Raw genomic sequence first — 26,385 nt, 5'->3', positions numbered from 1 at the left:
TCGTCGGCGCCGCCGGTCACCCTCGGGTGGCCGGCGGCGCTGTCGTTTCCCGCCCTCTCCCCGTCCTCTCCCCGTCGCCTCCGCCGTGCGAGGGTGGGACGTATGAGCACCGAACGCTTCGAGGTGTCGCGCCACATCGCCGCCTCGGCCGCCGACATCTTCGCCGTCCTCACCGACCCGGCGGGTCACGTCCGGATCGACAGCTCGGGCATGCTGCAGTGGGCCGAGGGCGACCCGGTCCGCGCCGCCGGCGACAGCTTCGTGGTGCACATGGACCGCGAGTCCCTCGGCGACCTGCCGATGGGCAAGTACGACGTCACCGTCATCGTCACCGCCTTCGAACCCGAGGCACTCATCGAGTGGACGGTGTCAGGGACGATTCAGCCGCCCATCGAGCACCGCTACGGCTACCGGCTCAGTCCCGACGGCGACGGCACCCGGGTGACGTCCTTCTACGACTGGAGCCAGATCCTCCCCCGCTACCGTGGAGTGGTCGGCTTCCCGATCATCCCCGAGGCCGGGCTCAAGGCGACGCTGGGCATCCTGGCGCGAACGGTCGAGGCGCACCCGGTAGGGTGACCGGCGAACGGGAGTAGTCCCCTCACCTGTCGTCGACATACTGGCGGCCGCGGCGACGCGGTCACCCGGTGGCAGGGGTCGGTCCGCCGGCTGGACGAGACGTTCGGATCACCGACAGCCCACGGCTGCCGGCTCCGACGCGCTCCCCGATCCGGGTGTCGTCCGGCCGGCCGCCACGACACACAGGAGCCCAACCCGTGCTCGACATCGGAGTCATCCTCAGCGTCTTCGCGCTGGTCTTCGTCGCCGAACTTCCCGACAAGACCGCCGTGGCCGGTCTCGTCCTCGGCACCCGCTTCCCCTGGCGCTGGGTCTACACGGGGATCGCGGCTGCCTTCGCGGTCCACGTCATCGTCGCCGTCGCGGCCGGATCGCTGCTCACCCTCGCCCCCCGCCGAGCGGTGGAGGGCGTGGTGGCCGTCCTCTTCCTCCTCGGCGCCGTCCTCATCTGGCGCGAGGGGCGCCACCAGGACGAGGCTGACGAGGGCGGTGAGAGCACCACCGTCGCCGACGATGCCGGCTTCTTCAAGGTCGCCTCTCTCGGCTTCGGCGTCATCTTCGTGGCGGAGTGGGGTGACCTCACCCAGATCATGACCGCCAACCTCGCCGCCAAGTACCACGATCCGATCTCGGTCGGCATCGGAGCGGTTCTCGGCCTCTGGGCAGTGGGCCTCATCGCGATCCTCGGTGGCAAGACCCTGCTGAAGTTCCTGCCTATCGTCTGGATCACGCGGGTGGCTGCAGTAGTGATGGTCGGCTTGGGTATCTACTCCGCAGCCGAGGCCATCACCGGCTAGCTCAAGACCGGTGACGCTCAGTGTCGACCCGGTGTGCCCGCGTCACGCACCGCGACCGAAAATGCCCGTCATTCGGGCATTCGGCGCGGTGAATCGGGCAGTGTGTGCCGGGCGTGCGCAGCATGCTCATGAGACGGGCACAGTGACGGCGAGCGAGGCGGTGCCCACCCCCCACGGCCATCCCCAGCTCGTTCTGGCGATCAGCGGTCCGGTGTTCGACCTTCCCCCGGCGAACACCGGACTGCTGACCGCTCCCCGTCCCGGTGGTCGAGACTTCGGCCCCACCGCGCCGGCCAGTCCCAGCGCACGCCGATGCGGCCCCCGGTCGGATCGCTGACGGCGTGATGCACGCTACTGATGCCGGTCATGTCCACCAGCCGACCGGTGCGTTCCCCGCCCACCTCCCGGTAGAGCTCGACCTCGGTCGGGACCCGGTCGGGATGGAAGCGCACCCACAGCATGGCGTGCCGCAGTCGCCGGACCACGTACAGCTCGTAGCAGTGCTCGGCCACCGGTCCGAGCTCGATCTCGTACTCGATGACGACGGTGTCGCCACGGTGCAGCGGCCGGTCGAAGACGAACTCTGCCGCGTACAACCCCGTCTCGGCGTCACCGGTCGTGGCGCTGACGCGGCCACCCGCGCGGGCGACGAAGTCACCGGGCGGACCATCACCCGCTCCGGTGACGAAGAAGATCACCCGCCGGTCAACGCCGCTCCTCGTCGCGCGGTGCAGGCACCGGACGCGGAGCCGGTCCGGGCGGCCGTCCCGGTCGACGTCCAGCACATGCTGGACCGAGTCGTCTCGCAGCCCCACCGCCAGGGGCGGCCGGGTCGAACCGTAGAGCAGTCGGCGAGCACGGACATCCGGGCCCTCCCCCTCAGCATCGGAACTCGTGGCGCGGCGGGCGCCGTCGAGAGGGCGGCCCGCGCCCCTGCCCGTGCCCCTGCCGGTGCCGGCAGCGGGGACCACCAGCTCCCGCAGCTCCCCCGCCACCAGGCCCAGCTCGCTCTCGAGGCTTGCCAGCGCAGGATGGGACGAACCGTCCGGGCGCCGCTGACCCGAACGCCAGTAGCTCAAGGTCGTCAGGCTCACCGGCGTGCCTCGCTCGGCGAGACGGCGTTGCAGGTGCGCGAGGGTGGTGCCACGTGACGTAACGGCGGCAGCGAGGGCGCGGGCGAAGTCCGACCTGCTCCCGGAGCCGGCCGGGCCGGACCCCGGCGAGGACATGGGTCCAGTCTCGCCGGTGCCGACGGCAGCCGTCGAGGTCAGCGGCCCGGCTGGACAGAGAGGCGTCAGTCGCGACGACGCATCGTGGCCGACGGCGGCTCACCGAACCGTCGCCGGTAGGCCGCGGCGAAGCGACCGAGATGGGTGAATCCCCAGCGGTAGGCGATGGACGAGACGCTCGCCTCCTCGCTGGCGCTGAGCAGGTTGTCCCGCACCGAGTCCAGCCGGATCTGCTGCAGGTAGTTCATGGGCGAGGTCCCCGTCACCGCACGGAAGCCGTCGTAGAGGGTGCGCGCGCTGACACCGCAGGCCGCGGCCAGCTCACCCACCGACCAGGCCCGCTCCGGTGAGCCGTGCAGCAGCTCCACCGCCCGGCGAGCGAGGCGCTCGGACATCCGGGACGTCTCCCGGATCAGCTCGTCGCTGAAGTTGTGCCGATGCGCCAGCAGCAGCGTGGTGACGGCCGTCTGCTCGAGCCGGCGGGACATGAGGGGGTTAGCGGCGAGGACCTGGTCGTCGGCGGTGGTCTCGAGCAGTTTGAGGGTGTCGGTGAGCGCGCTGCCCGAGGTCTCCAACGACAGCGTCGGGTCGAACTCGAGGGGGCGGTTCGGCTCCCGCCCCAGCAGGTTGACCAGCTCCTCGCGCATGACGTCGGCACCGAACATGGCGCACCACGCGACCGTGCCGGTCGCCCACCGCTGGTCGGAGGTCTCGCCGGGTGAGTAGACACCGGCGACGCGGGTGTTGATCTCGATCTCGCGCCCCCGACCGATCCGCGTGTGCGTCACGCCGGCCAGCGGGATGTCGAGGTGATAGCTGTGCAGCTCGGCGGTGCGGACGCGCACCTCGCTGCCGAAGGCCAGCCGACCGATGGCGATCCTGCCGACTTTGCGCAGCTCCAGATCCGCGGCGAACGCCTCCGGGTCGGACGGTTCGAGCCGAAGCGGCACGAATGTCCGCGAGAGGATGTCGGTCACCTCGCCGACCGGATCGCTGCTGGTACGCACTGATCTATCTTGCAAATTTTGCACGGTCACTGCGCGACAAACACGTTCAGCTTTCGGCTGGGCACACGCGTCTTTCGGCTAATGACTCGCCGGCCTCGGGGCCAGCTCCCCTGCCTCCACCGCGACGGCGAGGCGGTTCTCCGGCGGCGGCAGCGGGCAGGTGGCGTAGGGGGTGTAGGCGCACGGCAGGTTGACGGCGCGGTTGAAGTCCAGCGTCACCGTCGCGTCCGGGCCGGGCTCGCCGACGGCGACGACGCGGTTGGCGGCGTAGGTGGTGACCCCTGAGGTGGCGTCGGTGAAGAGCACCATGAGGCTCCCCGGAGCCGAGCCGGGGAAGGCCACGAGCCGCTGCTCGGCGCCGCCGAGTGCGAAGCGCAGCTCGCCCGGGGCGTCGTAGACATGGTGCAGCTCGTCGACCACCGCGCCGACCGTCGTCGGCCTCGGCTGCGGGTAACGCTCGAAGTGCGCCGTGACGGCCAGGGACGGATCCGGCGGGTAGGCAGCCGTCCCCGGATAGGCCGCCAGCACGGGGGCATCGGGATGCCGTGGCCGGACGATGTCGCGGCCGCCGCGCCGCGCCACCTCGATGACGGCGTCCCCCCAGTGGACGTCGATGCCGCCGCGCTCGGCGATGACGCCGAACTCATGACGGCCGGTGATCTCGACACCGTCGACGATGACGCGCTCCTCGCCGAGTTCCACGACGACACCCTCGGGACCGGTGGTCCAGCTGCCGGGCGCATCCGGGAAGGTCTGCGGCTCGTCACCGAGCCAGTGCAGACCGGTGATGGCCAGGAAGCCGTGCGGGTCGGCGCGCCGACGTTCGTGCTCGTCGTGCCAGCTGCGCCACTCGGCGGCGAACTCGGTCGTGGTCGTGGTCGTGGACATGCAGGCTCCCTCAGCTCGTGTGCCGCGCCAGCTGCGCGGCGCGGGTCTCGTCCGGTCGGCCGGCGGTGAGGACGTAGCCGGCCCACCATCGACGCAGCAGTCTCATCGCCGGTTCCATTCCTCGGCGAGCAGCGCGTAGGACCGCACCCGATCGGCGTGGTCGTGAGTGATGGTGGTGATGAGCACCTCGTCAGCGCCGGTGGCGTCACGCAGCCGTTCCAGCTGGTCGGCCACCTGCCCCGGTGACCCGACGAACTGCGTCTCGAGCCTGTCGGCGACCAGGGCGCGGTCCGCCTCGGACCAGACGTGCCGCCGCGCCTGCTCCGGCGTGGGGAACGGGATGGCTCCCTCGCCGGAACGGATGCTGCGCACCCACAGCGGATAGCCGGTGGCGAGCTCACGGGCGGTGGCCTCGTCCTCGGCCACCACGACGTCGGCCGAGACCGTGACGTAGGGCTCGGCGAGGTCGGCCGACGGCCGGAAGGCGGCACGGTAGCCGTCGACCGCCTCGAGGACGCTGCCGGGGCTGACGTGGTAGTTGGCGCCGAACCGCAGACCGCGCTCCCCGGCGACGATGGCGCTCTCGCCACCGCTGCTGCCCAGGATCCAGACCTGCAGGGCCGCATGCTCACCGGGGACGACGTGCGCCTCCTGGCCGTCCTTGACGTAGGTCCCGGCCAGCAGGTCCAGGATGTCGCCGACCTGTTCGGTGTAGTTCTGCGGCCGGGCCTCGGGCTGGGTGAGCAGCGTCTTCTGCAGCGCGAAGCGGGGCGAGCGCAGCAGCGCCGCCGGCGAGAACTTCGCCGGGATCCGCACCCCGTTGGCCGTGAAGCCGTCGACGACAGCCGTACCGCCCCCGACCAGCGCGGGCTCCTTGACCGGGGTGGGCTTGCCGCCGGAGCGGCCGAGGCCGAGATCGATGCGACCGGGATGCAGCGCGTCGAGCAGACCGAACTCCTCCACGGTGGACAGTGCCGTGCGGTGGCCGAGCTGGACGGCACCGGCGCCCAACCGGATGCGGCTCGTCGCCGCCGCCGTGAGCGCGAGCGCGACGGCCGGCGAGGTACCCGCAACACCGGGGTTGAGGTGGTGCTCGGCGAACCAGAAGCGGCCGTAGCCGAGACGCTCGGCCTGCTGCGCCAGGTCGATGCTGTTGCGGATCGCCGCGGGTGCCGACGAGCCGGCAGAGATCGGGATCAGGTCCAGGACACCGAGGGGGGTGGTGCTCATGCGAGGGCTCCAGTCAGCTCGGCGGCCGCGGCCGGCCAGGGCGGGTCGGGGATGGATCGGTTCAGCACCGGGGCGATCGCCTCGACGAAGAGGGTGAGCGAGTCACGGTGCTGCACCTCGCTCAGCCCCGGACCGTCGGCCGAGATGTGCTGCACGGTGTGTCCGAAACGCTGGTGGTAGCGGTGGACCTTGTCGATGACCTGCTCGGGACTGCCGACGAGCGCGGACGAGCGTGCGAGGAAGTCGGCGTAGTCGGCCCAGGGGTGGGGCAGTCCGGCCCGCTGCGCCGCGGCACGCTGGAACTCGTAGACCGGCCGGTACGCGGCGATCGCGTCCTGCGAGCGGGGCGTGGCGTAGTACCCGGCGCTGCCGGCGCCAACGACGGCGTCCGCCGGATCGTGCCCGTGGGCGGCCCACCGCTCGCGGTAGAAGTCGATCAGCTCGGCGTAGGGCTCGATGTCGTTCGTGACATTGGCGGAGAAGAGCGGGTCGCCGTGGGCGGCCGCGACCTCGACGGACTCCCGGCTGGTCGCCGAACCGTGCCAGATGCGGATCGCCGGCTGCAGCGGGCGCGGCCACACCTCCGCGTCGCGCAGCGGCGGCCGGAACCTCGGCTCGGCCGTGATCCGCCCGTCACGCCAGATAGCGCGGAAGAGCGCAAAGCTCTCGGCGTTGCGTTCCCACTGGTCCTCCGGCGTCACGCCGAAGAGATCGCGCTGCGCCGACCCGTTGCCCTTGCCGATGATGAGCTCCAGCCGACCGTCGGCGAGGTTGTCCAGGGTCGCGTAGTCCTCGGCCGCACGTACCGGGTCGAGCAGGCTGAGGGTGGTGACGGCGGTGAAGAGCCGGATCCGGGAGATGCGCGCAGCGAGGTGGGACAGGACGACGGTCGGGGCGGACGAGATGAACGGCCGCTCGTGCCGCTCCCCCACCCCGAAGCCGTCGAAACCCAGCTCCTCGGCCAGCACCGCGTTCGTCACGACCTCGCGGAAACGCTCGTGCGTCGTCTTCTGCACGCCGGTGACGGGGTCGGGCGCGTGGACGATGAGGGTGATGGCGAGGAACTTCACGACGCCTCCCGCGCCGCGGCCCGCTCGGACCCCGCCGCCGGCGTGGCCAGCCCGAGGTGGTCGCGCAGCGTCGTCCCCTCGTAGTCGTGGCGGAAGGCGCCGCGCTCCTGCAGCAGCGGGACGACGGTGTCGGCGAACTCGTCCAGGCCGCCCGGCGTCAGGTGCGGGACGAGGATGAAGCCGTCGCTGGCGTCGGCCTGCACGAAGTGGTCGATGGTGTCGGCGACGGTCGCCGGTGAGCCGATGAAGGACTGCCGCCCCGTCACCTCCACGATGAGCTCGCGGGTGGACAGACCCTCGGCCTGCGCCTTGGCCCGCCACTCGTTGGCGACCTCGACCGGGTCGTCGTGCCGCCGCACGCTGGCCCGCCCCCGGGCGATGGTGTTCTCGCCGCGGACCGGGTCGACGGTCGGCAGCGGACCGTCCGGGTCGTGGTCGGAGAGATCGCGGTTCCAGAGCTGCTCCAGGAACTTGATCGCGGTGGCGCCGCTGACCTGCTGCAGCCGCACCTCGCGCGCCCGCTCGTGGGCCTCGGCGTCGGTGTCGCCCAGCACGAAGGTGGCGGCGGGCAGGATCTTGAGCTGCTCGGGCCGTCGGCCGAATGTCGCCAGGCGACCCTTCACGTCGCGGTAGAACGCCTGCCCCGCCTCGAGGGTGGAGTGCCGGCTGAAGATGGCGTCGGCGCGCGAGGCGGCGAAGTCTCGTCCCTCGTCGGAGTCGCCGGCCTGGAAGATCACCGGCCGTCCCTGCGGGCTGCGCGGCACCGAGAACTGGCCCTGGATGTCGAAGTGACGGTCGTGGTGCTCGAAGGTGCCGGCCAGCCCGTCGGAGAGGAAGCGTCCGGACTGCTTGTCGGCGACGATCTCGTCGCCCTGCCACGAGTCCCAGAGCTCGATCGCGGTGTCGAGGAAGGTCCGCGCCCGGTCGTAACGGTCCTCCTGCGCCAGGTAGCCACCGCGGCGGAAGTTCTCGCCGGTGAAGGCGTCCCAGGAGGTCACCACGTTCCAGGCCGCGCGGCCGGCCGAGACGTGATCGAGCGTGGCGAACTGCCGCGCCACCTCGAAGGGCTCGTTGAAGGTGGAGTTGATCGTGCCGGCCAGCCCGAGACGCTCGGTCACCGCGGCGATCGCGGCGAGGATGGCGAAGGTGTCCGGCCGGCCGACGACGTCCAGGTCGTAGATGCGGCCGTTCTGCTCTCGCAGCCGCAGTCCCTCGGCGAGGAAGAGGAAGTCGAACTTCGCCCGCTCCGCCGTTCGCGCGAAGTGCACGAAGGAGGAGAAGTCGATGTGGCTGCCCGCAGCGGGGTCGCTCCAGACCGTGGTGTTGTTGACGCCCGGGAAGTGCGCGGCGAGGTGGATCTGCTTGCGGGGCATGCGGGGCTCCTCAGGCGGCGTAGCGGTTGGCGGGGCGGGTGAGCCCGAGTCGTCGGCGCAGCGTGGTCTCGGCGTACTCGGTGCGGAACGCGCCGCGGCGCTGCAGCGCCGGGACCAGGTCGCGGGTGATCCGTTCGAGGTCGTCGGGCAGGACGGCCGGCCGGAGCCGGAAGCCGCTCAAGCCCTGCGCGGCCCGCTGCTGCAGCAGGTCGGCGAGCTCGTTGGAGGTACCGGCGAAGATCTGCGCGTCGCTGCGCAATTCCTCCCCTGCGATCTCGTCGAGGCGCTCCAGCCGCGAGCGGGCAGCCTGCGCCGACTCCGCCAGCACGACCACCAGCTCGCCCCAGACGTGCAGCGGTGCCGACGCCCGGCCGGCAGCCTGCTCCTCGCTGCGCACCTGCGCGACGATGGCGCGCGCGTCGGCGTCGTCCTGCGGGGTGACGAAGACGACGTCGGCCGAGGTGGCGGCGAGACGGTAGGGCACCGTGCCGTGCGCGAGCAGCGTCACGACGGGCTGTCCCTGGGGTGGCCGCGGCGTGATCGACGGACCCCGGACGCTGAAGTGCTCCCCCGCGAAGTCGATGTAGTGCAGCTTGTCCACGTCGACGAAGCGGCCGGTGGCGACGTCGCGGATCTCCGCGTCGTCCTCCCAGCTGTCCCAGAGCCGCCGGATCACCTCGACCCAGTCCCGCGCCTCGTCGAAGAGGCCGCCGACGAGATCGCGCACCGCCGGTGTCTCCCGCTCGGCGTAGCCGAAGCGCGGGATCTCGCGCCGACCCAGCAACGCGGCCTCGTGGGCGCGCGCCGAGATCTGCACCCGGACGCCGGCGCGGCCGGTGCTGACGTAGTCCAGCGTCGCGATGGACTTCGAGACGTGGAAGGGCTCGGTGTGCGTCACCACCGCGGTCGGCACCACGCCGACGTGCGTCGTGGTCGGCGCGATGCGGGCGGCCAGGACCTGTGCCTCCAGCCGACCCCGGACGCGGTCGGTGCGCGGGTCGGGTCCGGACCAGTGCCCGGTCTGCAGCCCGAAGGAGTCCTCGATCGTCACGAGGTCGAGCAGGCCTCGCTCCGCCTCGGCCAGCAGGTCGACCCAGTAGCGCGCGTCGAAGAGTTCGGCGGGGCGTGCGGTGGGCTCGCGCCATGCCGCCGGGTGCCACCCGGCACCGTCGAGGGCGACGGCGAGGTGCAGTGGTGGAGCGTCGGACATGGCAGGAACCTCCAGAGGGCGAGACGGTCACCCGTGGCAACGCGCGAGCTTCGTCCATCATTCCACTAGACAAACTATGCATGAGGTACGGTCCGTCGTCATGACCGTTTCGCCCGAGCTGCGGCACCGGGAAGCAGCCCGGCCACCGCAGCGCACCAGCGACGACCTGCTCCTGCTGGACGCCGGCCTGGTGCCGCGCCGACGTACCGGCCGCGTGGTCGGCGGTGTGATCGCTGTCGGGGTGCTCGCCTTCGCCGTCCAGTCGGCCGCCCGCAACCCTCGCTTCGAGTGGGGGCTGGTCTGGGAATACCTGCGAGCCCCCGACGTCGCCCGCGGTCTCTGGCTGACCGTCTGGCTCACCGCCGCGGTCATGGTCTGTGGCTACGCCCTCGGCGTCGGCATCGCCGCGATGCGGCTGTCGGGCAATCCGGTGCTGCGCTCGGTCGCCTTCGGCTACGTCTGGCTCTTCCGGTCGGTGCCACCGCTGGTCCAGCTGCTCTTCTGGTACGAGCTCGCCTCGCTCTACCCGACGATCTCCCTCGGCATCCCCTTCGGCCCCAGCTTCTTCGGCATCGACACCGCCCAGCTGTTCACCGCACTGCTGGCCGCCTTCGTGGCACTGACCCTCGACGTCGCTGCCTTCGCCTCGGAGATCGTCCGCGGCGGGCTGCTCTCGGTCGACCACGGCCAGGTCGAGGCGGCGCAGTCGCTCGGGCTGCGCGGGCGCCGGATCTTCCGGCGCATCGTGCTGCCGCAGGCGATGCCGGCGATCGTCCCGGCCTCGGGCAACCTGCTCATCGGCATGTTGAAGGCCACCTCGATCGTCAGCGTGATCGCGGTGTCGGACCTGCTCTACTCGGTGCAGCTGATCTACGGCCAGAACTACCGGATCATGCCGCTGCTGATCGTCGCCTCGATCTGGTACATCGTGCTGACGACGCTGCTCTCCGTCGGCCAGTACTACGTTGAGCGCCACTATGCGCGGGGCACCAAGCGGGACGACCCGCGCTCCTTCCGCACGGTCGTGCGGTCCAACCTGCCGCTCTTCGGGCGGACGGTGTGAGTGCCCCGGCCGAGCCCCTGCTGCGGATCCGGGGACTGCGCAAGTCCTTCGGCTCGACGACCGTCCTGGACGATGTCGATCTCGACGTCCGCCGCGGCGAGGTCACCGTCGTGCTCGGGCCGTCCGGCTCGGGCAAGTCCACGCTGCTGCGCTGTGTGAACCATCTCGAACGCCCCGACGCGGGCTTCGTCGAGCTCGCCGGCGAGGTGATCGGCTACCGCGAACGGGGCGGTCGGCTGCACGAGCGCTCGGCCGCCGAGATCACCCGACAGCGCTCCGGCATCGGCATGGTGTTCCAGCAGTTCAACCTCTTCGGGCACCTGACGGTGCTGGAGAACCTGGTCGAGGGTCCGGTGGCGGTACGGGGTCTGTCCCGCCGCGAGGCCGAGACCCGCGCGTCGGAGCTGCTCGACCGGGTGGGGCTCGCCGGCCGGGAGAATGAGTACCCGCGACGCCTCTCCGGCGGCCAGCAGCAGCGGGTGGCCATCGCCCGGGCGCTGGCCATGGACCCCGAGCTGATGCTCTTCGACGAGCCGACCTCGGCGCTGGACCCCGAGCTGGTCGGCGAGGTCCTCGCCACGATCCGCGATGTCGCCGCGACGGGGATGACCATGGTCGTCGTCACCCACGAGATCGGCTTCGCCCGGGAGCTCGCCGACCAGGTCGTCTTCCTCGACCACGGCCGCGTCGTCGAGGCGGGACGGCCGGCCGAGGTCCTGGACGCTCCGCGCACCGAGCGCGCCCGCGCCTTCCTCGGGGCGGTGCTGTGAGGCGAGCCCTCGCCGCCGCCGGGATCGCGCTGCTCACGGCGGCCGGCTGCAGCTCCCCCACCGAGGGCGACGGGGCCGAGATCCCCACGGCCGACGTGGTCGCCGCGGTCCGCACCGACACGCCGCTGGCCGCCGAGGTCCGGGCGCGGCTGCCGAAGCTCGACCGCGACCTCGTCTTCGGCACCACCGAACAGCCCGGCACCTCGGGCCTGCCCTACGTCGGAACCCGCGACGGGAGGGCTGTCGGACTGCACGTCGACCTCGCCGACGCGGTGGCCCGCGTCCTCGGCCTGCGGGCCGTGCGATCGATCGGGACCTTCCCCACCATCGTGCCCGGTGTCCAGAACGGCAAGTACGACGTCGGGCTGGCCAACCTGGGGGTGACGGCCGAGCGGCTGCAGGTCGTCGACTACGCGACCTACCTCAACGACGGGCAGTCCTTCCTGGGGTCGCGTTCCTCGGGTCTGCAACGGGTCCGGAGCCTCACGGACCTCTGCGGGCACAGCATCGCCACCTCGCCCGGGTCGACCTTCCAGCAGCTGCTGGAGGCGGGCAAGGACGACTGCGCCAAGGCCGGACGCCCGTCGTACACCGTGCAGTACTTCGCCACCAGCGCGCCGATCGTGCTCGGCCTGGCCAGCGGCCGGATCGACGCCGAGTTCGGTCCGACCCTGAGCCTGCGCTACGACGCGAGCCACATCCCGGGGACCCGGTATCTGGGCCAGGTCGCGACCACGCCGGTGGGCTTCGTCACCGCGAAGCGATCGGCACTCGCGCCGCTGCTGCGCGACGCCGTCAACGTCCTGATCCGCACCGGTGCTTATGCGCGCATCCTCGCCAAATGGGGGGTCACCAGCAGCGGTGTCGGCCAATCGCAGCTGAACCCGCGGCCGACCTTCTGAGACAGCGGCGCCGTCACACGGGCCTGTCGTGGCGGCGTGTCGGTGTCGAAGTTCGCGACCTTCTCCGCCGGCATGGTGGCCGGGATCAGCGGGGTCCAGATCGGCCCCGGCGCGACGCTGTTGACCCGAATCCCCCGCTCCCCCAGCAGCTGCGCGAGGCTGGCGCAGAAGTTGGCGATGGCTGCCTGCGTCCTTCGCCGGTGACCGCCGCGGGTTGGACGTCGTCTGCGCACCTACCCGGCGCACCGATCGGAGTAGCGGTCATCGGACAGCGGCGGGACGGCGCGGCCGCCGCTGGGTACCCCGTCCAGCGACGCGGCGGCCGGGCCGAAGAGCGGTGACGTCGGCGGCCACGGAGAAGGACGATCGTCATGGACGTCTCCCCCGTCGACCTGCAGCGGGCCCTGCGCGACGCCGACTACCCCGCTTACCGCGACGACCTGCTCGACCTTGCGCTGCGCAACGGCGCGGACGACGAGATCCTCGACGCGCTGCGCCAGCTCGATCCCGACACCGAGTTCGACGGCCCGACCGAGGTGAGCACGGCGGTCGCCGATCTGCCCTGACCACCGCGGCGGCGGCACCTCGTCCGGAGCCGTACACCCACTTCGCATCGGGTGGGTACGGTGAGGATTCCGGTTGCTGAACCACAGCCCGCCGGTGTGGCGCCGGCGAAGAACGCCGTCGCCGCCGTTGAGGTGACGACATGACCGACAACGATTCAGCACAGGACATCCACGAGACCGGCAACGCCGAGCTGGACGCCGCGCTGCAGCACCTGGCCGAGGTCATGGCAATCGAGCCCGCCGCGGCACCCGATCCCGACCGCGTCGTCCACGTGGTCATGAAGGTGCTGCCCAACTCGGACTTCGCGTCGCTGACACTGGTGACACCGCGGGCCCGGCCCCGCACGCTCGCCGCCAGCGACGCGCTGCCGACTCGCATCGACAAGCTGCAGTACGAGCTCCGGGAGGGACCCTGCCTCGAGGCCCTCGACAGCGACGACTACGTCCGCACCGCCGATCTCACCAACGAACCGCGGTGGCCCCGCTTCGGCCCACGTGCGGCGGAGGCGGCCGGCGTGCACAGCATGCTCAGCGTGCGGCTGGCCATGGCCGGCGACAGCCGGGCGTCGATGAACCTCTACGCCCGCGACCGCGACGTCTTCGACGACCACGACGTCGCGGTGAGCGCGCTGCTCTCCGGGTACGCCGGCACCTCGGTGGCGCTGGCCGTCGAACAGGAACGGGCCGAGAACCTGGAGATCGCGCTGGCCAGCAGCCGGCAGATCGGCATGGCGATGGGGATCCTGATGTCGAGTCGGCTGCTCACGCCCGACCAGGCCTTCGACGAGCTGCGGCAGGCCAGCCAGTACCTGCACCGCAAGGTCCGCGACATCGCCGGCGAGGTGATGGAGACCGGCACGCTGCCGGATCTGGAACGGTGACCGCGCGGTAGCGGGGGTCAGGCTCCGGTCGGGTTGGTCCGCAGCGTGCGGGGCTCGGCCCGCCGTACCCGCACCCGGCCTTCGGTCACGTCGATGTCGAAGGCCGGTTGCGGACGGGTCGCCGGACCCTGCGTCACGGCGCCGTCGGCGAGGGCGAAGACGCTGTCGTGCCAGGGGCAGACCACGCAGTCGCCCCGCATGGTGCCCTCGTGCAGCGGCGCGCCGCGATGCGTGCAGCGATCAGCCAGAGCGACGATCCGGCCTTCCAGGCGGGCGAAGAGCACCGGGACGCCGGCCACCTCGGCCGAGGCCAGCCCCACCTCCGGGACGTCCAGCTCGTCGATCGCGTCCATCCAGTCGGTCGGCAGCTGCTGGAAGGCAGTGGTGTCGACGCCGACGCCCATGGCGTAGGCGAGGTGGCCGCCCAGCCAGGCCGTGGCACCGGAGAGCAGGTTGGCCACGAGGGTCAGCACCGCCCCCTGCGTCCGCTGCCCGCGGCGTCGGGCCGCCCAGCTGGTGACCTGCAAGCCGAGCGCCATGTAGTTGCCGGCGGCGTGCACCAACCCCACCCGCCGCTCGGCGCCCTCGGTGTCGACCCAGTCCGAGGCCCCGGTGAGCGAGGCCGGCAGCGCCGACAGGATGCCGAGCCCGACTGCCCGCCGGGCGGCGTCGGCGTCGGCGCCGGTGAGGTCCAGAACGGAGGCGGTCAGCCACGAGCCGATCGGCACGACGACCACGGCGGGGTGCGCAGCGTGTCCCAGCGGCGTGCCGCTGAGCAGGTCCTTCACCGTGCCGGGGCGCAGCACCTTCGACAGCAGCGATGCCCCTGCCGCGGCGGGGGCGTCGAGCCGCTCTTCGGACTCGATACGCGACAGCAGGGTCTCGGTCTTGCTTGAACCGGACGGCACGATGCACCTCGCGGCGGGTGGTCGGCGGCCCTCGGTTCGACCGCACCCCGCGCTCTGCAGGCGCCTACCCTGCCGCCGGACCCGGCAAACCGGCCGAGCTACCGGGACGGCTCGCAGCCGGGCGTCGAGACCGGCGCTCCCGCGAAGGCCGGTCGCGGGCGGGGATCGTCCACCGGCAGGACACCGGCCGCAGTGCGCTCGTACCGCCACCGCGGACCCTCGGCGAGCAGCTCGTCCAGGCCGGCGACGAGGGCGTCGACGTCGCCGCTGCTGCTGCCCAACCCCAGGCTCGCCCGCAGCAGTGGCGCCCCGCCGGTCGTCCGCTGCAGCAGCGGATGGGCGCAGAACCGGCCGTCGCGCAGCCCGATGCCGTACTCCGCCGAGAGCCAGGCGGCGACCTCGGCGGGGTCGTGTTCGGCAACGGCGAAGGCAGTGACCCCGACGCTGTCTAGCCCGTCGCCCGGCCAGAGCCGCAGCGGCGGCAGGCCGAGGCCGCTCAGACCACCGCGCAACCGCTCCAGCAGCGATCGCTCGTGCGCGATCCGGGTCGTTTCGGGGATGGCCGCGACGGCGCGGCAGGCGGCCGCGAGCGCCACGGCACCGAGGACGTTGGGGGTGCCGCCCTCGTGCCGGGCCGGCGAGGCCAACCACTCGACGTCGGTCACCCCGACCCGGGCCACCGCGCCCCCGCCGGGCTGGTGCGCGGGGGCGGCGTCGAGCCAGTCACGGCGGCCGACGAGAGCCCCGGTGCCGTATGGCGCGTAGAGCTTGTGACCGGAGAAGGCCAGGTAGTCGACGTCGAGCGCGGCGAGGTCGACGTTGCGGTGCGGGACCAGTTGCGCGCCGTCGACGGCGACGCGGGCGCCGTGACGACGGGCCAGTGCGACGACGTCGGCCAGCGGCGGGCACTCCCCGGTGACGTTGGAGGCGCCGGTGATCGAGACGAGGGCGATGTCGCGGTCGCGCAGGGCCGCCCCGAGGTCGGCGAGCGTGCCGGACCACGTCGGCCCGGCGGGCACGACGGTGCACCGCCCGCTGCGCCACGGCAGCTGGTTGGCGTGGTGCTCCAGGTCCAGGTGCAACACCGGGCCGGGCACCGCACGTGCCAGCAGGGTCAGCGCATCGGTGGTGTTGCGGGTGAAGATCACCACGTCGTCGTCTCGCGCGCCGACGAAGGCGCCCACGACGGCGCGCGACCGCTCGTAGGCGGCGGTGGAGAGCTGGCTGGACCAGCCGGCACCGCGGTGGACGCTCGCGTAGTAGGGCGTCGCCTCGGCCAGTGCCTCCTGCACGGCACGCAGCGGCGGGGTGCTGGCAGCGCTGTCGAGGTCGACGTAGCGGGTCCACTCCCCCGTCACCAGCGGGACGAGGGTGTCGGCATTGGCCAGCTCGGCCAGCGGCGCGACGGTGTCGGGGACAAGGGCGGTCATGTCTGCTCCCGGGTGGAGTTCGTGGGACGGGTCCGCGCGGCGACGGCCGCGCGGACCCGGTGCCGGATGGTCAGGAGTCGGACAGCGGAAGCCCCGGCGGATTGATCTGCGACGTCGGGACGGCCTCGTTGGAGAGGTGGTAGGCCTTGAGCCACCGGGCATAGGCGCCTGTGGCAATCAGCTTGTTGATCGCGCGCTGCAACGGCTCGACCAGCCCGTTCCCCTTCTTGGTGGTGGCCCCGATGAGTCCCTGCAGCGTGGCGCCGGCACCGGAGTAGCGCCCGGCGGACCTGGTCGGCGAGGGGCCGTTCTTGTTCTGGGCGATGTGGTACTGGATGCCGGGGTTCGGCCCGAAGTAGGCGTCGATCCGGCCGGACGCCAGCGCCAGGTTCACCGAGTTGTTGTCCGGGAAGTACTTGATCTGGAAGGACTTGCCCTTGGCCGCGAGCTCCTTGCGCCACTTCAGCAGGATGCGTTCCTGGTTGGTGCCCGATCCGACGGAGATGGTGAGTCCGGCGAGCACCGACGGGTCCCCGGTGAACTTCAGCTTGCTCTTCGCCGGGACCTCGAAGGCGAGGTCGTCGTGCCGGTAGGTGGCGAAGTCGTACTTCTGCTTGCGCTCCTCGGTGTCGGTGATGTTGGAGATGCCGACATCGCTGCGGCCACCGGTGATGCCGATGAAGAGGTTCTCCCAGGTGGAGTTGTTGATCACCGGCTTGAGGCCCAGGACGGCGGCGACGAGGCGGCCGAGGTCGGGCTCGGAGCCGGTCAGCGTCTTCTGGTCGGTGCCGGTGATGACCAGGGGCGGGAACACCGACGGCAGCGCGCCGACGCCGATGGTCAGCTCGCCGGAGTCCAGGACGGCCTTGGGGACCAGCTTGCGGATCTGCTCGTCGCGGCGGACGGCGATGGTGACCGGCGAGAAGGCGGGTCCGGCGAGCGTGGCGACGCCGACGGAGGTGACGCCGTCCTTGCTCGTGGTGGCAGTGTCGCCACTGGCACCGCTGGCGCAGGCGGTGAGCCCGCCGGCGAGCACGGCAGCCACGGCTGCGGTGAGGGCACGTCGGACGGTCGGTCGTGGGCGTTGCACGGGCGTTCTCCTCTGATGGGGTGGTGCGTCGATGCGGGAAGCCGGGTCAGCGGACACGGCTGACGAACGCGCGGGTGCGTTCGTGGCTCGGGTTGTCGATCACCTGAGACGGCGGTCCGCTCTCGACCACGAGGCCGCGGTCGAGGAAGTGGACGGTGTCGGCGATCTCTCGGGCGAAGCGCAGCTCGTGGGTGACAATCACCAGCGTCCGGCCGCTGTCGGCAAGCTCGCGGATCACCGACAGCACCTCCCCGACGAGCTCGGGGTCCAACGCGGAGGTGGGCTCGTCGAAGAGCAGCAGCTGCGGGTCCAGCGCCAGGGCGCGGGCGATCGCCGCGCGCTGCTGCTGGCCGCCGGAGAGCTGACGAGGGTAGGCATCGGCCTTCTCGCCGATGCCGACGCGGGTGAGCAGCTCACCGGCGCGACGGCGCGCGGTCGCCCGATCGGCGGCGCGGTGTGCCAGCAGCGGCTCGGCGACGTTGTCGACGACGGTGAGGTGGCCGAAGAGGTTGAAGCTCTGAAAGACGAAGCCGATGGCGGATCGCTGCGCCCGGACGGCCCGGTCTGGCAGCCGACGCAGCCTGCCGCCCTGCTCCCGGACCCCGACCAGCTCGCCGGCGGCCCGGACATAGCCGAGGTCCAGCGGCTCCAGCTGCGGGATGGCGCGCAGCAGCGTCGACTTTCCCGAGCCGGACGGTCCGATGATCGCGACCACCTCGCCGGCGGCGACGTCGAGGTCGATGCCACGCAGCACCTCGTGACCGCCGAAGGCCTTGCGGGCGTTGCGGATCTGCAGCGCAGGCACCGTTGCGGCCGTCACCGGACACCCGCCGTGACCCGCGTCGCGCCCCGGCCGAAGTAGCGCTCGACGTAGTACTGCACGACCGACAGCACGCTCGTCATGAGGATGTACCAGGCGCTGGCCACCAGCAGCAGCGGCACGATGTCGCTGGTGAAGGTGTTCTGCAGCGACTGGACGGTGCCGAACAGGTCGAGCATCGACACGTAGTAGACGAGGGAGCTGGCCTTGATGAGCTGGATCAGCTGGTTGACGTAGGACGGCACGATCGAGCGCAACGCCTGCGGCAGCACCACGCGCCGGAACTGCCGGCTCCGGCTCAGCCCGATGGCGGCGGCCGCCTCGTACTGCCCCTGGTCCACGGCGAGCAGTCCGCCGCGGACGACCTCGGCGGCGTAGGCGGCCTCGTTCAGGGCCAGCCCCAGCACGGCGATGGCGAGGTAGCTCAGCACGTCCTTCGTCGCGAAGGTGGCGAACTGCGGGCCGAAAGGAAGGCCGAGGCCGAGCTGCGGGTAGATCAGCGAGAAGTTGAAGAGGATGACCAGCAGCACGATGAGCGGTATCGAGCGGAACAGCCAGATGTAGAGCCAGGCCGCGCCCCGCAGCACCGGGTTCGCCGACATCCGCATGACGGCGAGCAGGATGCCGCCGACCAGGCCGAGCACCGCACTCCAGGCCGTCACCTCGAGCGTGACGAGGACGCCGTCCACGATGGCCGGGCGGGCGAACCAGTACCCGAAGCGATCCCACTCGAAGAACGGGTTGGTGACGAGCCCGTGGGCCACCTGGACTGCGACGACGAGCACCGCCGCCACCGCCACCCAGCGCCACGGGTGCCGCTGCGCCAGCACCTGCTCGCGGGCCAGCGGGTCGGGATGGTCGCCGCCGGGAGCGCCGGTCGCCGCCTCCGCACGGGGGTCGGCGCCGGCGGGCTCACGGGTGGCGGACGGGGCCGCGGCGGCAAATCTGGTCATGGCTACTCCGGGGAGCGTGGGTGAGAGAGCCGACACCACAGGGACGTGGGTCGGTGAGATCGAACGTCTGCGCAGCCGTCAGCAGATGTGCGCGGCTTTGCGCAAACTCGTCAGTCGCGCTTCGGACGCGGTGTGCGTCAGCGACAGAGCGCGCTGCCGACCCGATGCAGGTCGACGTGGCGGCGGCAGCAGAACCCTGCAGCCGGTGGGGTGAATGAGCTGATCATCGATCCGTCCTCGCCCGGGCGGGGCTGTCGCGCTTACCGTGGATCCCGGCGGGATCACGGTCCGGTCGTCACCTGGAGCACCCCACCGCGACGCGAGGGTTGCCGGCCAGCGAGCCAGGGCTTGTCGCTGACACTCATGACCTTCGATACGAGAACCTAGAGCGACCCTCGCTGCGTTGTCAATTCCTACAGGCATGCTAGACATTGCACACACGCCTCGACCCGCATTGGACTTCGCATGGCCCTTCCCGCAGCCGCCGTCCATGACCACCGACCCGACGAGACGGTGCTGGACAACGCCGCCTGGCACTCCCTGACCGGACCGCACGCCACCTTCGCCGAGGTGGTCGGCCGGGCGCGCCGCTACCCCGTGGACGTCAGCCCCTTCACCGCCCTGCCGGCGGATGCCGACGCCGACGCCTGGGGCGACCTGGCGCGGCTGGTCGGCCCCGGCGAGACGGTGACGGTCACCGGACAGGCCGCCGCGCCGCCGCCGCAGTGGGAGCGCGTCGCCACTGTCGCGGGCGTCCAGCTGGTCGACGACGGTGTCGACGACGCCCCCGACGCCGAGGCGACGGTCCTCACCGCCGCTGACGTCCCCGCCATGCTCGACCTCGTCGCACGGACCAAGCCCGGCCCGTTCCTCCCCCGCACCATCGAGCTGGGGACATACCTCGGCGTCAAGCGGGACGGGCGCCTGCTCGCCATGGCCGGGCAGCGGCTGCGTCCGCCCGGCTGGATCGAGATCAGCGCCGTCTGCACCGATCCCGAGGCCCGGCGGCAGGGGTTGGGGGCGCGCCTGGTGCGCGCCGTCGCCCACGAGATCCGTCGCGAAGGCGCGACGCCGCTGCTGCACACGGGCGCGGCGAACACCACCGCGATCCGGCTCTACGAATCGTTGGGCTTCCGGCTGCGACGCCGCACCACCTTCGCCGCCTACCGATCGCCCGTGGGGTGACCCGCTGCGCCGTCGTGCCGGGCGGCGGCATGCTCAGCGTGCGGTTCGGGTACCTGAGCCTGGAGGGCCGCGATCGAAACCGGGTCGCGCGGTCCTCCTGAGGCGAGGAGACCCGCCATGACCAGTCCGTCAGACACCCGCTCCGACGCCGCCGCCCGGGCCGACGTCGTCGACATCCTCACCGCCGACCATCACGAGGTCCTGGATCTCATCGAGATGATCGGCACCCAGCAGGACCCGGACGACCGTCGCGACAGCGCCGATACCGTCATCGCCGAGCTCGTCCGCCACAGCGTGGCCGAGGAGATGTACGTCTATCCGGCGATCAAGAAGCACTTGGACGACGGCGACGAGGTCGCCGACCACGACACCCGCGAGCACAAGGACCTGGAGAAGACGATGCTCGCCCTCGAGCACGCCGACCCGTCCTCCGACGAGTTCGGCGAGCTGGTCACGAGGATGCGCGACCAGCTCGTCCACCACGCCACCGACGAGGAGCAGGAGCAGTTCCCACGCCTGCGCCAGGCCATCCCGGCCGAGGACCTGGTCGAGCTGGGGGCCAAGGTGCAGACGGCCAAGGCCGCGGCGCCCACCCGGCCGCACCCCGCCTCCCCCAACGCGGAGCTGTTCCACAAGACGCTCGGCCCCGGTGTCGGGTTGATCGACAAGATGCGTGACGCGCTCACCGGCCGCGCCCACAACACCTGAGTCACGCCGGAAGCACGAGGGGTGATTGCGCGACATCGCGCAATCACCCCTCGGTGTCCCGGTTGGCGGATCAGCGGCGCCGGCGCCGCCTGACGATGACGGCGACGACGGCCAGCACGGCGACGCCGAGGGCGATCTGCGTGCGGTACGGCGACGCGGCCTCGACGGCGTGCTGGACCGGCTCGGGCGTCTTCTCCTTCGCCTGGCCGGCCACGTCGGCGACCCGCTCCTTGGCCGCCTCCACCTTCTTGCCGGCCTGCGCCTTGACGTCCAGCTTGGCCGAGAGCGCGTCGACGGTGTCCTGCAGCTCGGCCCGGGTGGCGGCGATGTCGGCCTTCACCTCGTCGATGGCGGCGTCCCCGCTGGGCTCGGGAGCGTCAGGGACGTGGTGGTGCGTCGGATCGGTCATGACCGGCCTCCCGGCTTGAGTGCCTGTGCGTCCTGCTTGAGACCGGCGATGGCCTCCTCCGGCAGCGGCGGGGTGCCGGCCGAGACCTCCTTCTTGCCGATGAGCGCGGCGATGCCGGCGACGAGGAAGAGTGCCGCCGCCACGATGAGGGCCGAGGCCCAGACCGAGAGCGTCGTGGCGAGGCCCGCGATCGCCGCGGTCACCAGCGCGCCCAGCCCGTAGAGCGCGAAGACCCCGGCTCCGCCGAAGAGTCCGGCGCCGAGGCCGACCTCCTTGCCCTTCTTGCCCATCTCCAGCTGCGCCAACCGCAGCTCGTCGCGCACCAGACGCGAGGTCTGCTCGCTGACCCTGGTCACCAGCTGCCCGACCGACTCGTCGGCGGCGGCTGACGACCCGGCCGCATTCCCTGCCGTCATCCTTCGTTCCTCTCCGTTGCCCGGCATGGGAGCCGGTCCGTTGTCCACGGCGTACCCCGCATCAGCTGTGGCTACCGGGCGACGTCCGCTTTGGGCGGCGTGCCGCGGTATGTCGCGCCCACCGCGGGGACCCTGTGGCGCCGCGCCCGGGGAACCTCCGGTGCGCTCGCGTCGCCGGCCGCGCGGCCAGCTACCTTTTCGGCAGACAAGCTCTCTATCGCGTGCCCGAAGGAACCATCCGATGCGCCGTACCCCGACCCGTTCCGCCCGTTTCGCTCCCGCCCTCCTGGCCGCCGGTGTCCTGGCCGCCGGGCTGCTCACGGCCTGTTCCGCCGAGAGTGACGGGAACACCGGCTCCTCGCCGACCGGTGGTGCCGCGTCGACGAGCGGCAGCCCGGGGGCGCTGCCGGCCGCCTGCACCGGCGGCAAGCTGCGGACCTACCGCTCCGGCACGCTCACCGTCGCCACCGACTCCCCCGCCTACCCGCCGTGGTTCAGCGACAACACGCCGTCCAACGGCAAGGGCTTCGAGTCGGCCGTCTCCTACGCGGTCGCCGCCAAGCTCGGCTACGCCAAGAGCAAGGTGAGCTGGAAGGTGGCCACCTTCAACAGTGTCATCGCCCCGACGCCGAAGCAGTGGGACTTCGACGCCAACCAGTTCTCCATCACCGCGCAGCGCCGGCAGGCCGTCGACTTCTCCTCCCCCTACTACGACGTCACCCAGGCCGTGGTCGCGCTGAAGTCGAGCCCGCTGGCCAAGGCCACCTCCGTCGCCGCACTGAAGGACGCGAAGCTCGGCGCGCAGCGCGACACCACCAGTTACGACGCGATCACCGACCAGATCAAGCCGTCCCGCACGCCGGCGCCGTACCCCTCCAACGACCTCGCCGTGCAGGCGCTCAAGAACGGCACCATCGCCGGCCTCGTCGTCGACCTGCCCACGGCCTTCTACATCACCTCCGCGCAGCTGGACAACGCCACCATCGTGGGACAGCTCCCGGCGTCCGGGAAGCCGGAGCAGTTCGGGCTGGTGCTGGCCAAGGGCAGCCCGCTCACCAGCTGCGTCTCCGCGGCGGTCGACGCGCTGCGCGCCGACGGCACGCTGCGTCGGCTGGAGGAGCAGTACCTCACCGGCGCCGGCGCGCCGAAGCTCTCCTGAGGTGGCCTCCCCGGACACCGGTCCCGAGTCGATCGGCACTGCCTGGCAGCCGTCGGAGCGCCAACTCGAGCGCGACCGCTACCGGCGGTCACGCACGGTGCGATCGGCGCTGATCGCGCTGGCGAGCACGGCGGTGCTGGTGGCCGTGATCGTGCTGGCGGTGCGCTCCAGCTCCGGCTGGCCGCGCTTCCGCGACAGCTTCCTGGACTTCGGCGCGGGCTGGCGTGATCTGCCCGCGTTGCTGCGGGCGCTGTGGATCAACGTCCAGATCATGGCCATCGCCGAGGTCTGCGTGCTGATCCTCGGTGCGCTCATCGCGGTGCTGCGGACGCTGCAGGGGCCGGTCTTTTTCCCGCTGCGCGCCGCCGCGGCGGTCTACGTCGACGTCTTCCGCGGCGTCCCGCTGCTGATCGTGCTGCTCTGCGTCGGCTACGGGCTGCCGTCGCTGCGCATCCAGCAGATCCCCGACAGCCCCTTCGTGCTCTGCATCATCGCGCTGGTGCTCGTCTACTCGGCCTACGTGGCCGAGGTGTTCCGGGCCGGCATCGAGTCGGTGCATCCCTCACAGCGCGCCGCCGCACGTTCGCTGGGACTCACCTCGGGGCAGGCGATGCGCTTCGTGATCTTCCCGCAGGCGGTGCGACGGGTGCTCCCGCCCCTGCTCAACGATTTCGTCTCGCTGCAGAAGGACACCTCCCTGGTCTCGCTGCTCGGCGTGCTGGAGGTCGTGCTGGTGGCCCAGGGGCAGGTGTCACGCGACACGAAGTTCGTCCACTACGTCATGGCCGGGTTGATCTTCGTGGCGCTGTCGGTGCCGCTGACCCGGCTGACCGAGTGGATCGCCCGGCGGCAGGGCTGGGTCGGCGGCGCGGCGGCGATCCGATGACCTCAAACGCCCCGGTCGCCCCGGTCGCCCCGGCCACCCCGGTCGTCCGGGTACGCGGGCTGCGCAAGTCCTACGGCGAGACGGTCGTGCTTCGCGACCTGGACCTCGACGTCGGCGACCACTCCTGCACGGTGCTCATCGGGGCGTCGGGCTCGGGCAAGTCGACGCTGCTGCGCTGTATCGATCTGCTCGAGGTGGTCGACGACGGCGTCGTCGAGCTCGACGGCCGCGACATCACCGATCCGCGCGTGGACGCCAACGAGGTGCGAACCTCGATCGGCATCGTCTTCCAGGCCTACAACCTCTTCCCGCATCTGCGCGTGATCGACAACGTCACCCTGGCGCTGCGCCGGGTGCACAAGGTGGGGCGCGACGAGGCCGAGCAGCGCGCGCTGGACATGCTCGAGCGGGTCGGGCTCCGGGAGCGGGCCGGTGCCCGACCGGACGACCTCTCCGGCGGGCAGCAGCAGCGGGTGGCCATCGCTCGAGCCCTCGTGACGCGGCCGCGGGTGATGCTCTTCGACGAGGTCACGAGCGCGCTGGACCCCGAGCTCGTCGGCGAGGTGCTGCGCCTGATCGGCGAGCTGAAGGACGACGGCATGACGATGCTGCTCGCGACCCACGAGATGGGTTTTGCGCGTCAGGTGGCCGATCAGGTCTGCTTCCTCGACGGGGGCCGGGTGCTGGAGCAGGGACCGCCGTCGCAGGTGCTGGCCGATCCGGTGGAGGAGCGCACCCGGCAGTTCCTGCGCCGCATCATCGACGCCGGGCGGCTCTGAGCGCAGTCACGGCTCGATGAGCGTGACTCCGTCCACGGTGGCCGTCGCCAGGCCGGCGAGGGCGGCGGGGGCCTCGTCCAGGGTGATGCGGCGGGTCACGAGAGCGGCGAGGTCCAGCTCGCCCGAGGTGACCGCCGCCAGCAGGGCCGGATAGTCGGCCGCGGCCATGCCGTGGCTGCCGACCAGCTCGAGCTCGCGCGCCACCGCCAGGCTCACGATCGACGCCGGCACCGTGGCGGTGTCGCCGAGCAGACCGACCTGGACGTGACGGCCGCGCCGCCGCAGCGACGAGACCGCGGTGAGCATCGGCTCGGCACCGCCGATGGCGTCGAGCGACACCCGAGCACCACCGCCGGTGAGGTCGGTCACGGCGGCCGCGACATCGGTGCCGGCGGGGTCCAGGGCATGGTGGGCGCCGAGGACGAGGGCCCGTGCCCGCCCCACGGGCGAGACGTCGACGGCGACGACCCGCGCCCCGCGCGCCACCGCGATCATGATCGCGGCGAGACCCACTCCCCCGCAGCCCACGACCACGACGTCGTCGCCCGGTCCCACGCCGCCGTGGGCGACGACGGCGCGCCACGAGGTCGCGACCCGGCATCCCAGACCGGCCGCGAGTCCGAGCTCGAGATCGTCGGGGAGGGCGACGGCGTTGACGTCCGCCGCCGGCACGGCCACGAACCCGGCATACGAGCCCGGGTAGGTGAACCCCGGCTGCTGCTGCCGCTCGCAGACCTGACCGTCACCGCGGCGACACGTCGGGCAGGTGCCACAGGCGCAGACGAACGGGGCGGTGACCCGATCCCCGACGCGGACCCGGCCGACCGCCTGCCCCACCTCGACCACCGTGCCGGCGAACTCGTGGCCGGGGACGTGCGGCAGCACGATGTCCGGGTCGTGCCCCATCCAGCCGTGCCAGTCGCTGCGGCACAGGCCGGTGGCGGCCACGGCGACGACGATGCCGTCGGCCGGGCAGGCGGGATCCGGCACCTCGCGGACCTCCGGCGGGGCGGCGAAGGCATCGATGACGACGGCACGCACGGACCCACCCTAGGAGCCGGACGCCCGCGCGCCGATGTGGGCCAGCAGGTCCCGGACCGCGCCGGCGGGCGGAGTGCGGGTGCCCGCCCACACCGCCCGCAGGTCCCGGCGCAGTTCGAGGTCGGCCACCCCGACGCGCCGCAGCCGGCCCGTGGCCAGATCGTCGGCGACGGCCAGCCGGCTGACCACGGCGGGCCCGGCCCCGGCGAGCACCGCGCCCCGCACCGATGCCGACGTGGAGAGCTCCAGGGCCGGCGGCACGATCTCGGTCACCCCGACGGCCGCCAGTGCGGCGACGAGGGCGTCCCTGGTCCCCGAGCCCGTCTCGCGCACCACCAGCGGTGTCGCGGCGAGTTCGGCCGCGGTGACGACCCGGCCGCGTCGGGCCCAGCGGTGCTCGGCGGGGACGACCAGCACCAGCTCGTCGCGGGCGACGACCCGGCCGGCCAGACCCCGAGGCGCCCGCGGGCCCTCCACGAAGCCGAGGTCCGCGCGCCCCTCCCGCACATCGGCCGTGACGTGGTCGGAGTTGGTCGCGGTGAGCACCACCTCGGGGGCGACGGCGCCTCGCCGTGCCGCGGCGTCGCGCAGCGACACCAACCAGCCGGGCAGCAGGTGCTCGGCCACGGTGAGGCTGGCACTGATGCGCAGCCGGGAGCGGGTGTCGTCCCGCAGCGACGCGAGCCCGGCGTCGACCTCGGCCGCCACCCGGAGCAGCCGGTCGGCCCACTGGGCGACGACGGCGCCGGCGGAGGTCAGCTCCGAACCCCGCGACGTCCGCACCACCAGCGAGACCCCGGTCCGCGCCTCCAGCGCGGCGATCCGCGCGGAGACCGCCTGCTGCGTGAGTCCCAGCTCCCGTGCCGCTGCGGTGAGGCTGCCCGTCCGCGCGACGGCGAGCAGCACCTCGAAGACGGCGAGGTCGGGCATACGGGCACTCAGGGCCATGCCCGCACGCTACCGCCGGCCACAAATCGCGGTTGTGACCTCACAACCAGACGCCCGCTACCGGCGCGACGACCGGACGACCACCGTG

Annotated in this window: 28 protein-coding genes, 1 pseudogene and 1 riboswitch; of the genes and pseudogenes, 12 read left to right on the top strand and 17 right to left on the bottom strand. The window is 72.0% G+C overall.

Annotated features, from left to right (window positions below; genetic code table 11):
• Positions 1-102 precede the first annotated feature (102 nt).
• A complete protein-coding gene (locus AC0NZQ_RS19680) occupies positions 103-579 on the top strand; it encodes an SRPBCC family protein (protein ID WP_474531780.1) in 477 nt (158 codons plus the stop codon).
• Between the two features lie 197 nt (positions 580-776).
• Positions 777-1,376, top strand: coding sequence for a TMEM165/GDT1 family protein (locus AC0NZQ_RS19675; RefSeq protein WP_474531779.1), 600 nt, complete (start codon positions 777-779; stop codon positions 1,374-1,376).
• A gap of 200 nt (positions 1,377-1,576) precedes the next feature.
• Here AC0NZQ_RS19675 and AC0NZQ_RS19670 read toward each other — a convergent pair whose 3' ends face one another.
• The 7 genes from AC0NZQ_RS19670 to AC0NZQ_RS19640 all read right to left on the bottom strand — a co-directional run bounded on the left by AC0NZQ_RS19670 (position 1,577) and on the right by AC0NZQ_RS19640 (position 9,383).
• Positions 1,577-2,605: a hypothetical protein gene (locus AC0NZQ_RS19670; RefSeq protein WP_474531778.1), complete on the bottom strand. Its 1,029-nt coding sequence runs from the start codon at positions 2,603-2,605 to the stop codon at positions 1,577-1,579.
• A gap of 65 nt (positions 2,606-2,670) precedes the next feature.
• Entirely contained in the window at positions 2,671-3,612 is a 942-nt protein-coding gene (locus AC0NZQ_RS19665; RefSeq protein WP_474531777.1) for an AraC family transcriptional regulator, read from the bottom strand.
• A 78-nt stretch (positions 3,613-3,690) separates the two neighbouring features.
• A complete protein-coding gene (locus AC0NZQ_RS19660; RefSeq protein WP_474531776.1) occupies positions 3,691-4,500 on the bottom strand; it encodes a DUF1684 domain-containing protein in 810 nt (269 codons plus the stop codon).
• Positions 4,501-4,602: 102 nt separating this feature from the next.
• A complete protein-coding gene (locus AC0NZQ_RS19655; RefSeq protein ID WP_474531775.1) occupies positions 4,603-5,730 on the bottom strand; it encodes an LLM class flavin-dependent oxidoreductase in 1,128 nt (375 codons plus the stop codon).
• Entirely contained in the window at positions 5,727-6,800 is a 1,074-nt protein-coding gene (locus AC0NZQ_RS19650) for an LLM class flavin-dependent oxidoreductase (RefSeq protein ID WP_474531774.1), read from the bottom strand. Before AC0NZQ_RS19650 ends, AC0NZQ_RS19655 begins: the two co-directional genes overlap by 4 nt.
• On the bottom strand, positions 6,797-8,173 hold the full coding sequence (locus tag AC0NZQ_RS19645; protein ID WP_474531773.1) for an NtaA/DmoA family FMN-dependent monooxygenase: 1,377 nt from the start codon (positions 8,171-8,173) through the stop codon (positions 6,797-6,799). Before AC0NZQ_RS19645 ends, AC0NZQ_RS19650 begins: the two co-directional genes overlap by 4 nt.
• 10 nt (positions 8,174-8,183) lie before the next feature.
• The gene (locus AC0NZQ_RS19640; RefSeq protein ID WP_474531772.1) at positions 8,184-9,383 is read right to left on the bottom strand and encodes an LLM class flavin-dependent oxidoreductase; all 1,200 of its coding nucleotides are present in this window, start codon (positions 9,381-9,383) and stop codon (positions 8,184-8,186) included.
• A gap of 100 nt (positions 9,384-9,483) precedes the next feature.
• On the opposite strand from AC0NZQ_RS19640, the gene AC0NZQ_RS19635 reads away from it, so the two are divergent.
• From AC0NZQ_RS19635 to AC0NZQ_RS19625, 3 genes are read left to right on the top strand one after another with little or no spacing between them, the layout of a single operon-like run.
• Complete coding sequence (locus AC0NZQ_RS19635; protein ID WP_474531771.1) at positions 9,484-10,446, top strand: amino acid ABC transporter permease; 963 nt, start codon at positions 9,484-9,486, stop codon at positions 10,444-10,446.
• Positions 10,443-11,216 (top strand): amino acid ABC transporter ATP-binding protein, encoded by a 774-nt coding sequence (locus AC0NZQ_RS19630; protein ID WP_474531770.1) that lies wholly within the window; start codon positions 10,443-10,445, stop codon positions 11,214-11,216. Before AC0NZQ_RS19635 ends, AC0NZQ_RS19630 begins: the two co-directional genes overlap by 4 nt.
• Positions 11,213-12,118: a transporter substrate-binding domain-containing protein gene (locus tag AC0NZQ_RS19625; protein WP_474531767.1), complete on the top strand. Its 906-nt coding sequence runs from the start codon at positions 11,213-11,215 to the stop codon at positions 12,116-12,118. Before AC0NZQ_RS19630 ends, AC0NZQ_RS19625 begins: the two co-directional genes overlap by 4 nt.
• On the opposite strand, the pseudogene AC0NZQ_RS19620 reads toward AC0NZQ_RS19625, so the two are convergent.
• Positions 12,118-12,309 (bottom strand): annotated as a pseudogene (locus AC0NZQ_RS19620) (SDR family oxidoreductase); the annotation flags it as partial. The gene AC0NZQ_RS19625 and the pseudogene AC0NZQ_RS19620 overlap by 1 nt on opposite strands.
• 180 nt (positions 12,310-12,489) lie before the next feature.
• Here AC0NZQ_RS19620 and AC0NZQ_RS19615 point away from each other — a divergent pair.
• Together AC0NZQ_RS19615 and AC0NZQ_RS19610 are read left to right on the top strand one after the other, a co-directional pair.
• Positions 12,490-12,684 carry a DUF2795 domain-containing protein gene (locus tag AC0NZQ_RS19615; RefSeq protein WP_474531766.1) on the top strand — a complete coding sequence of 65 codons (195 nt, stop codon included), beginning with the start codon at positions 12,490-12,492 and terminating at the stop codon, positions 12,682-12,684.
• Positions 12,685-12,824: 140 nt separating this feature from the next.
• Entirely contained in the window at positions 12,825-13,565 is a 741-nt protein-coding gene (locus AC0NZQ_RS19610) for a GAF and ANTAR domain-containing protein (protein WP_474531765.1), read from the top strand.
• 17 nt (positions 13,566-13,582) lie between these two features.
• Here AC0NZQ_RS19610 and AC0NZQ_RS19605 read toward each other — a convergent pair whose 3' ends face one another.
• The 5 genes from AC0NZQ_RS19605 to AC0NZQ_RS19585 form a co-directional block, all read right to left on the bottom strand.
• Positions 13,583-14,473, bottom strand: a complete 891-nt coding sequence (locus AC0NZQ_RS19605) for a Rieske (2Fe-2S) protein (protein WP_474531763.1) — start codon at positions 14,471-14,473, stop codon at positions 13,583-13,585.
• Between the two features lie 98 nt (positions 14,474-14,571).
• Positions 14,572-15,903, bottom strand: coding sequence for an aminotransferase class V-fold PLP-dependent enzyme (locus AC0NZQ_RS19600; protein ID WP_474531762.1), 1,332 nt, complete (start codon positions 15,901-15,903; stop codon positions 14,572-14,574).
• A gap of 70 nt (positions 15,904-15,973) precedes the next feature.
• Positions 15,974-16,993 carry an ABC transporter substrate-binding protein gene (locus AC0NZQ_RS19595; RefSeq protein ID WP_474531761.1) on the bottom strand — a complete coding sequence of 340 codons (1,020 nt, stop codon included), beginning with the start codon at positions 16,991-16,993 and terminating at the stop codon, positions 15,974-15,976.
• A gap of 46 nt (positions 16,994-17,039) precedes the next feature.
• Positions 17,040-17,813: an amino acid ABC transporter ATP-binding protein gene (locus AC0NZQ_RS19590; RefSeq protein ID WP_474531760.1), complete on the bottom strand. Its 774-nt coding sequence runs from the start codon at positions 17,811-17,813 to the stop codon at positions 17,040-17,042.
• On the bottom strand, positions 17,810-18,766 hold the full coding sequence (locus AC0NZQ_RS19585) for an amino acid ABC transporter permease (RefSeq protein ID WP_474531759.1): 957 nt from the start codon (positions 18,764-18,766) through the stop codon (positions 17,810-17,812). Before AC0NZQ_RS19585 ends, AC0NZQ_RS19590 begins: the two co-directional genes overlap by 4 nt.
• A gap of 251 nt (positions 18,767-19,017) precedes the next feature.
• Positions 19,018-19,135, bottom strand: a riboswitch (SAM riboswitch).
• 96 nt (positions 19,136-19,231) lie between these two features.
• Here AC0NZQ_RS19585 and AC0NZQ_RS19580 point away from each other — a divergent pair.
• On the top strand, positions 19,232-19,951 hold the full coding sequence (locus AC0NZQ_RS19580; protein ID WP_474531758.1) for a GNAT family N-acetyltransferase: 720 nt from the start codon (positions 19,232-19,234) through the stop codon (positions 19,949-19,951).
• 117 nt (positions 19,952-20,068) lie between these two features.
• A complete protein-coding gene (locus AC0NZQ_RS19575; protein WP_474531757.1) occupies positions 20,069-20,659 on the top strand; it encodes a hemerythrin domain-containing protein in 591 nt (196 codons plus the stop codon).
• A gap of 70 nt (positions 20,660-20,729) precedes the next feature.
• On the opposite strand, the gene AC0NZQ_RS19570 is transcribed toward AC0NZQ_RS19575, so the two are convergent.
• Both AC0NZQ_RS19570 and AC0NZQ_RS19565 read right to left on the bottom strand, forming a co-directional pair.
• Entirely contained in the window at positions 20,730-21,068 is a 339-nt protein-coding gene (locus tag AC0NZQ_RS19570) for a DUF3618 domain-containing protein (protein WP_474531756.1), read from the bottom strand.
• On the bottom strand, positions 21,065-21,484 hold the full coding sequence (locus AC0NZQ_RS19565) for a phage holin family protein (protein ID WP_474531755.1): 420 nt from the start codon (positions 21,482-21,484) through the stop codon (positions 21,065-21,067). The genes AC0NZQ_RS19570 and AC0NZQ_RS19565 overlap by 4 nt, the downstream gene beginning before the upstream one ends.
• Positions 21,485-21,725: 241 nt before the next feature.
• On the opposite strand from AC0NZQ_RS19565, the gene AC0NZQ_RS19560 reads away from it, so the two are divergent.
• From AC0NZQ_RS19560 to AC0NZQ_RS19550, 3 genes are read left to right on the top strand one after another with little or no spacing between them, the layout of a single operon-like run.
• Positions 21,726-22,643, top strand: a complete 918-nt coding sequence (locus AC0NZQ_RS19560; protein ID WP_474531754.1) for an ABC transporter substrate-binding protein — start codon at positions 21,726-21,728, stop codon at positions 22,641-22,643.
• A gap of 1 nt (position 22,644) precedes the next feature.
• Positions 22,645-23,529: an amino acid ABC transporter permease gene (locus tag AC0NZQ_RS19555; RefSeq protein ID WP_474531753.1), complete on the top strand. Its 885-nt coding sequence runs from the start codon at positions 22,645-22,647 to the stop codon at positions 23,527-23,529.
• Complete coding sequence (locus AC0NZQ_RS19550) at positions 23,526-24,308, top strand: amino acid ABC transporter ATP-binding protein (protein WP_474531752.1); 783 nt, start codon at positions 23,526-23,528, stop codon at positions 24,306-24,308. The genes AC0NZQ_RS19555 and AC0NZQ_RS19550 overlap by 4 nt, the downstream gene beginning before the upstream one ends.
• Before the next feature lie 6 nt (positions 24,309-24,314).
• On the opposite strand, the gene AC0NZQ_RS19545 is transcribed toward AC0NZQ_RS19550, so the two are convergent.
• On the bottom strand, positions 24,315-25,349 hold the full coding sequence (locus tag AC0NZQ_RS19545) for an alcohol dehydrogenase catalytic domain-containing protein (protein ID WP_474531751.1): 1,035 nt from the start codon (positions 25,347-25,349) through the stop codon (positions 24,315-24,317).
• 9 nt (positions 25,350-25,358) lie between these two features.
• Positions 25,359-26,297, bottom strand: a complete 939-nt coding sequence (locus tag AC0NZQ_RS19540; RefSeq protein WP_474531750.1) for a LysR family transcriptional regulator — start codon at positions 26,295-26,297, stop codon at positions 25,359-25,361.
• Between the last annotated feature and the right edge of the window lie 88 nt (positions 26,298-26,385).

The organism is Jatrophihabitans sp. sgz311053 (genome assembly GCF_056135305.1).
This window is presented reverse-complemented; position numbering and strand designations above follow the sequence as displayed.

What these genes read in the sequence shown, in the direction of transcription:
- AC0NZQ_RS19680 (WP_474531780.1), top strand. Translation starts at nt 103, where the DNA reads ATGAGCACCGAACGCTTCGAGGTGTCGCGCCACATCGCCGCCTCGGCC.
- AC0NZQ_RS19670 (WP_474531778.1), bottom strand. Translation starts at nt 2,605, where the DNA reads ATGTCCTCGCCGGGGTCCGGCCCGGCCGGCTCCGGGAGCAGGTCGGAC.
- AC0NZQ_RS19660 (WP_474531776.1), bottom strand. Translation starts at nt 4,500, where the DNA reads ATGTCCACGACCACGACCACGACCGAGTTCGCCGCCGAGTGGCGCAGC.
- AC0NZQ_RS19655 (WP_474531775.1), bottom strand. Translation starts at nt 5,730, where the DNA reads ATGAGCACCACCCCCCTCGGTGTCCTGGACCTGATCCCGATCTCTGCC.
- AC0NZQ_RS19645 (WP_474531773.1), bottom strand. Translation starts at nt 8,173, where the DNA reads ATGCCCCGCAAGCAGATCCACCTCGCCGCGCACTTCCCGGGCGTCAAC.
- AC0NZQ_RS19640 (WP_474531772.1), bottom strand. Translation starts at nt 9,383, where the DNA reads ATGTCCGACGCTCCACCACTGCACCTCGCCGTCGCCCTCGACGGTGCC.
- AC0NZQ_RS19635 (WP_474531771.1), top strand. Translation starts at nt 9,484, where the DNA reads ATGACCGTTTCGCCCGAGCTGCGGCACCGGGAAGCAGCCCGGCCACCG.
- AC0NZQ_RS19615 (WP_474531766.1), top strand. Translation starts at nt 12,490, where the DNA reads ATGGACGTCTCCCCCGTCGACCTGCAGCGGGCCCTGCGCGACGCCGAC.
- AC0NZQ_RS19610 (WP_474531765.1), top strand. Translation starts at nt 12,825, where the DNA reads ATGACCGACAACGATTCAGCACAGGACATCCACGAGACCGGCAACGCC.
- AC0NZQ_RS19600 (WP_474531762.1), bottom strand. Translation starts at nt 15,903, where the DNA reads ATGACCGCCCTTGTCCCCGACACCGTCGCGCCGCTGGCCGAGCTGGCC.
- AC0NZQ_RS19585 (WP_474531759.1), bottom strand. Translation starts at nt 18,766, where the DNA reads ATGACCAGATTTGCCGCCGCGGCCCCGTCCGCCACCCGTGAGCCCGCC.
- AC0NZQ_RS19580 (WP_474531758.1), top strand. Translation starts at nt 19,232, where the DNA reads ATGGCCCTTCCCGCAGCCGCCGTCCATGACCACCGACCCGACGAGACG.
- AC0NZQ_RS19575 (WP_474531757.1), top strand. Translation starts at nt 20,069, where the DNA reads ATGACCAGTCCGTCAGACACCCGCTCCGACGCCGCCGCCCGGGCCGAC.
- AC0NZQ_RS19570 (WP_474531756.1), bottom strand. Translation starts at nt 21,068, where the DNA reads ATGACCGATCCGACGCACCACCACGTCCCTGACGCTCCCGAGCCCAGC.
- AC0NZQ_RS19565 (WP_474531755.1), bottom strand. Translation starts at nt 21,484, where the DNA reads ATGACGGCAGGGAATGCGGCCGGGTCGTCAGCCGCCGCCGACGAGTCG.
- AC0NZQ_RS19560 (WP_474531754.1), top strand. Translation starts at nt 21,726, where the DNA reads ATGCGCCGTACCCCGACCCGTTCCGCCCGTTTCGCTCCCGCCCTCCTG.
- AC0NZQ_RS19550 (WP_474531752.1), top strand. Translation starts at nt 23,526, where the DNA reads ATGACCTCAAACGCCCCGGTCGCCCCGGTCGCCCCGGCCACCCCGGTC.
- AC0NZQ_RS19540 (WP_474531750.1), bottom strand. Translation starts at nt 26,297, where the DNA reads ATGGCCCTGAGTGCCCGTATGCCCGACCTCGCCGTCTTCGAGGTGCTG.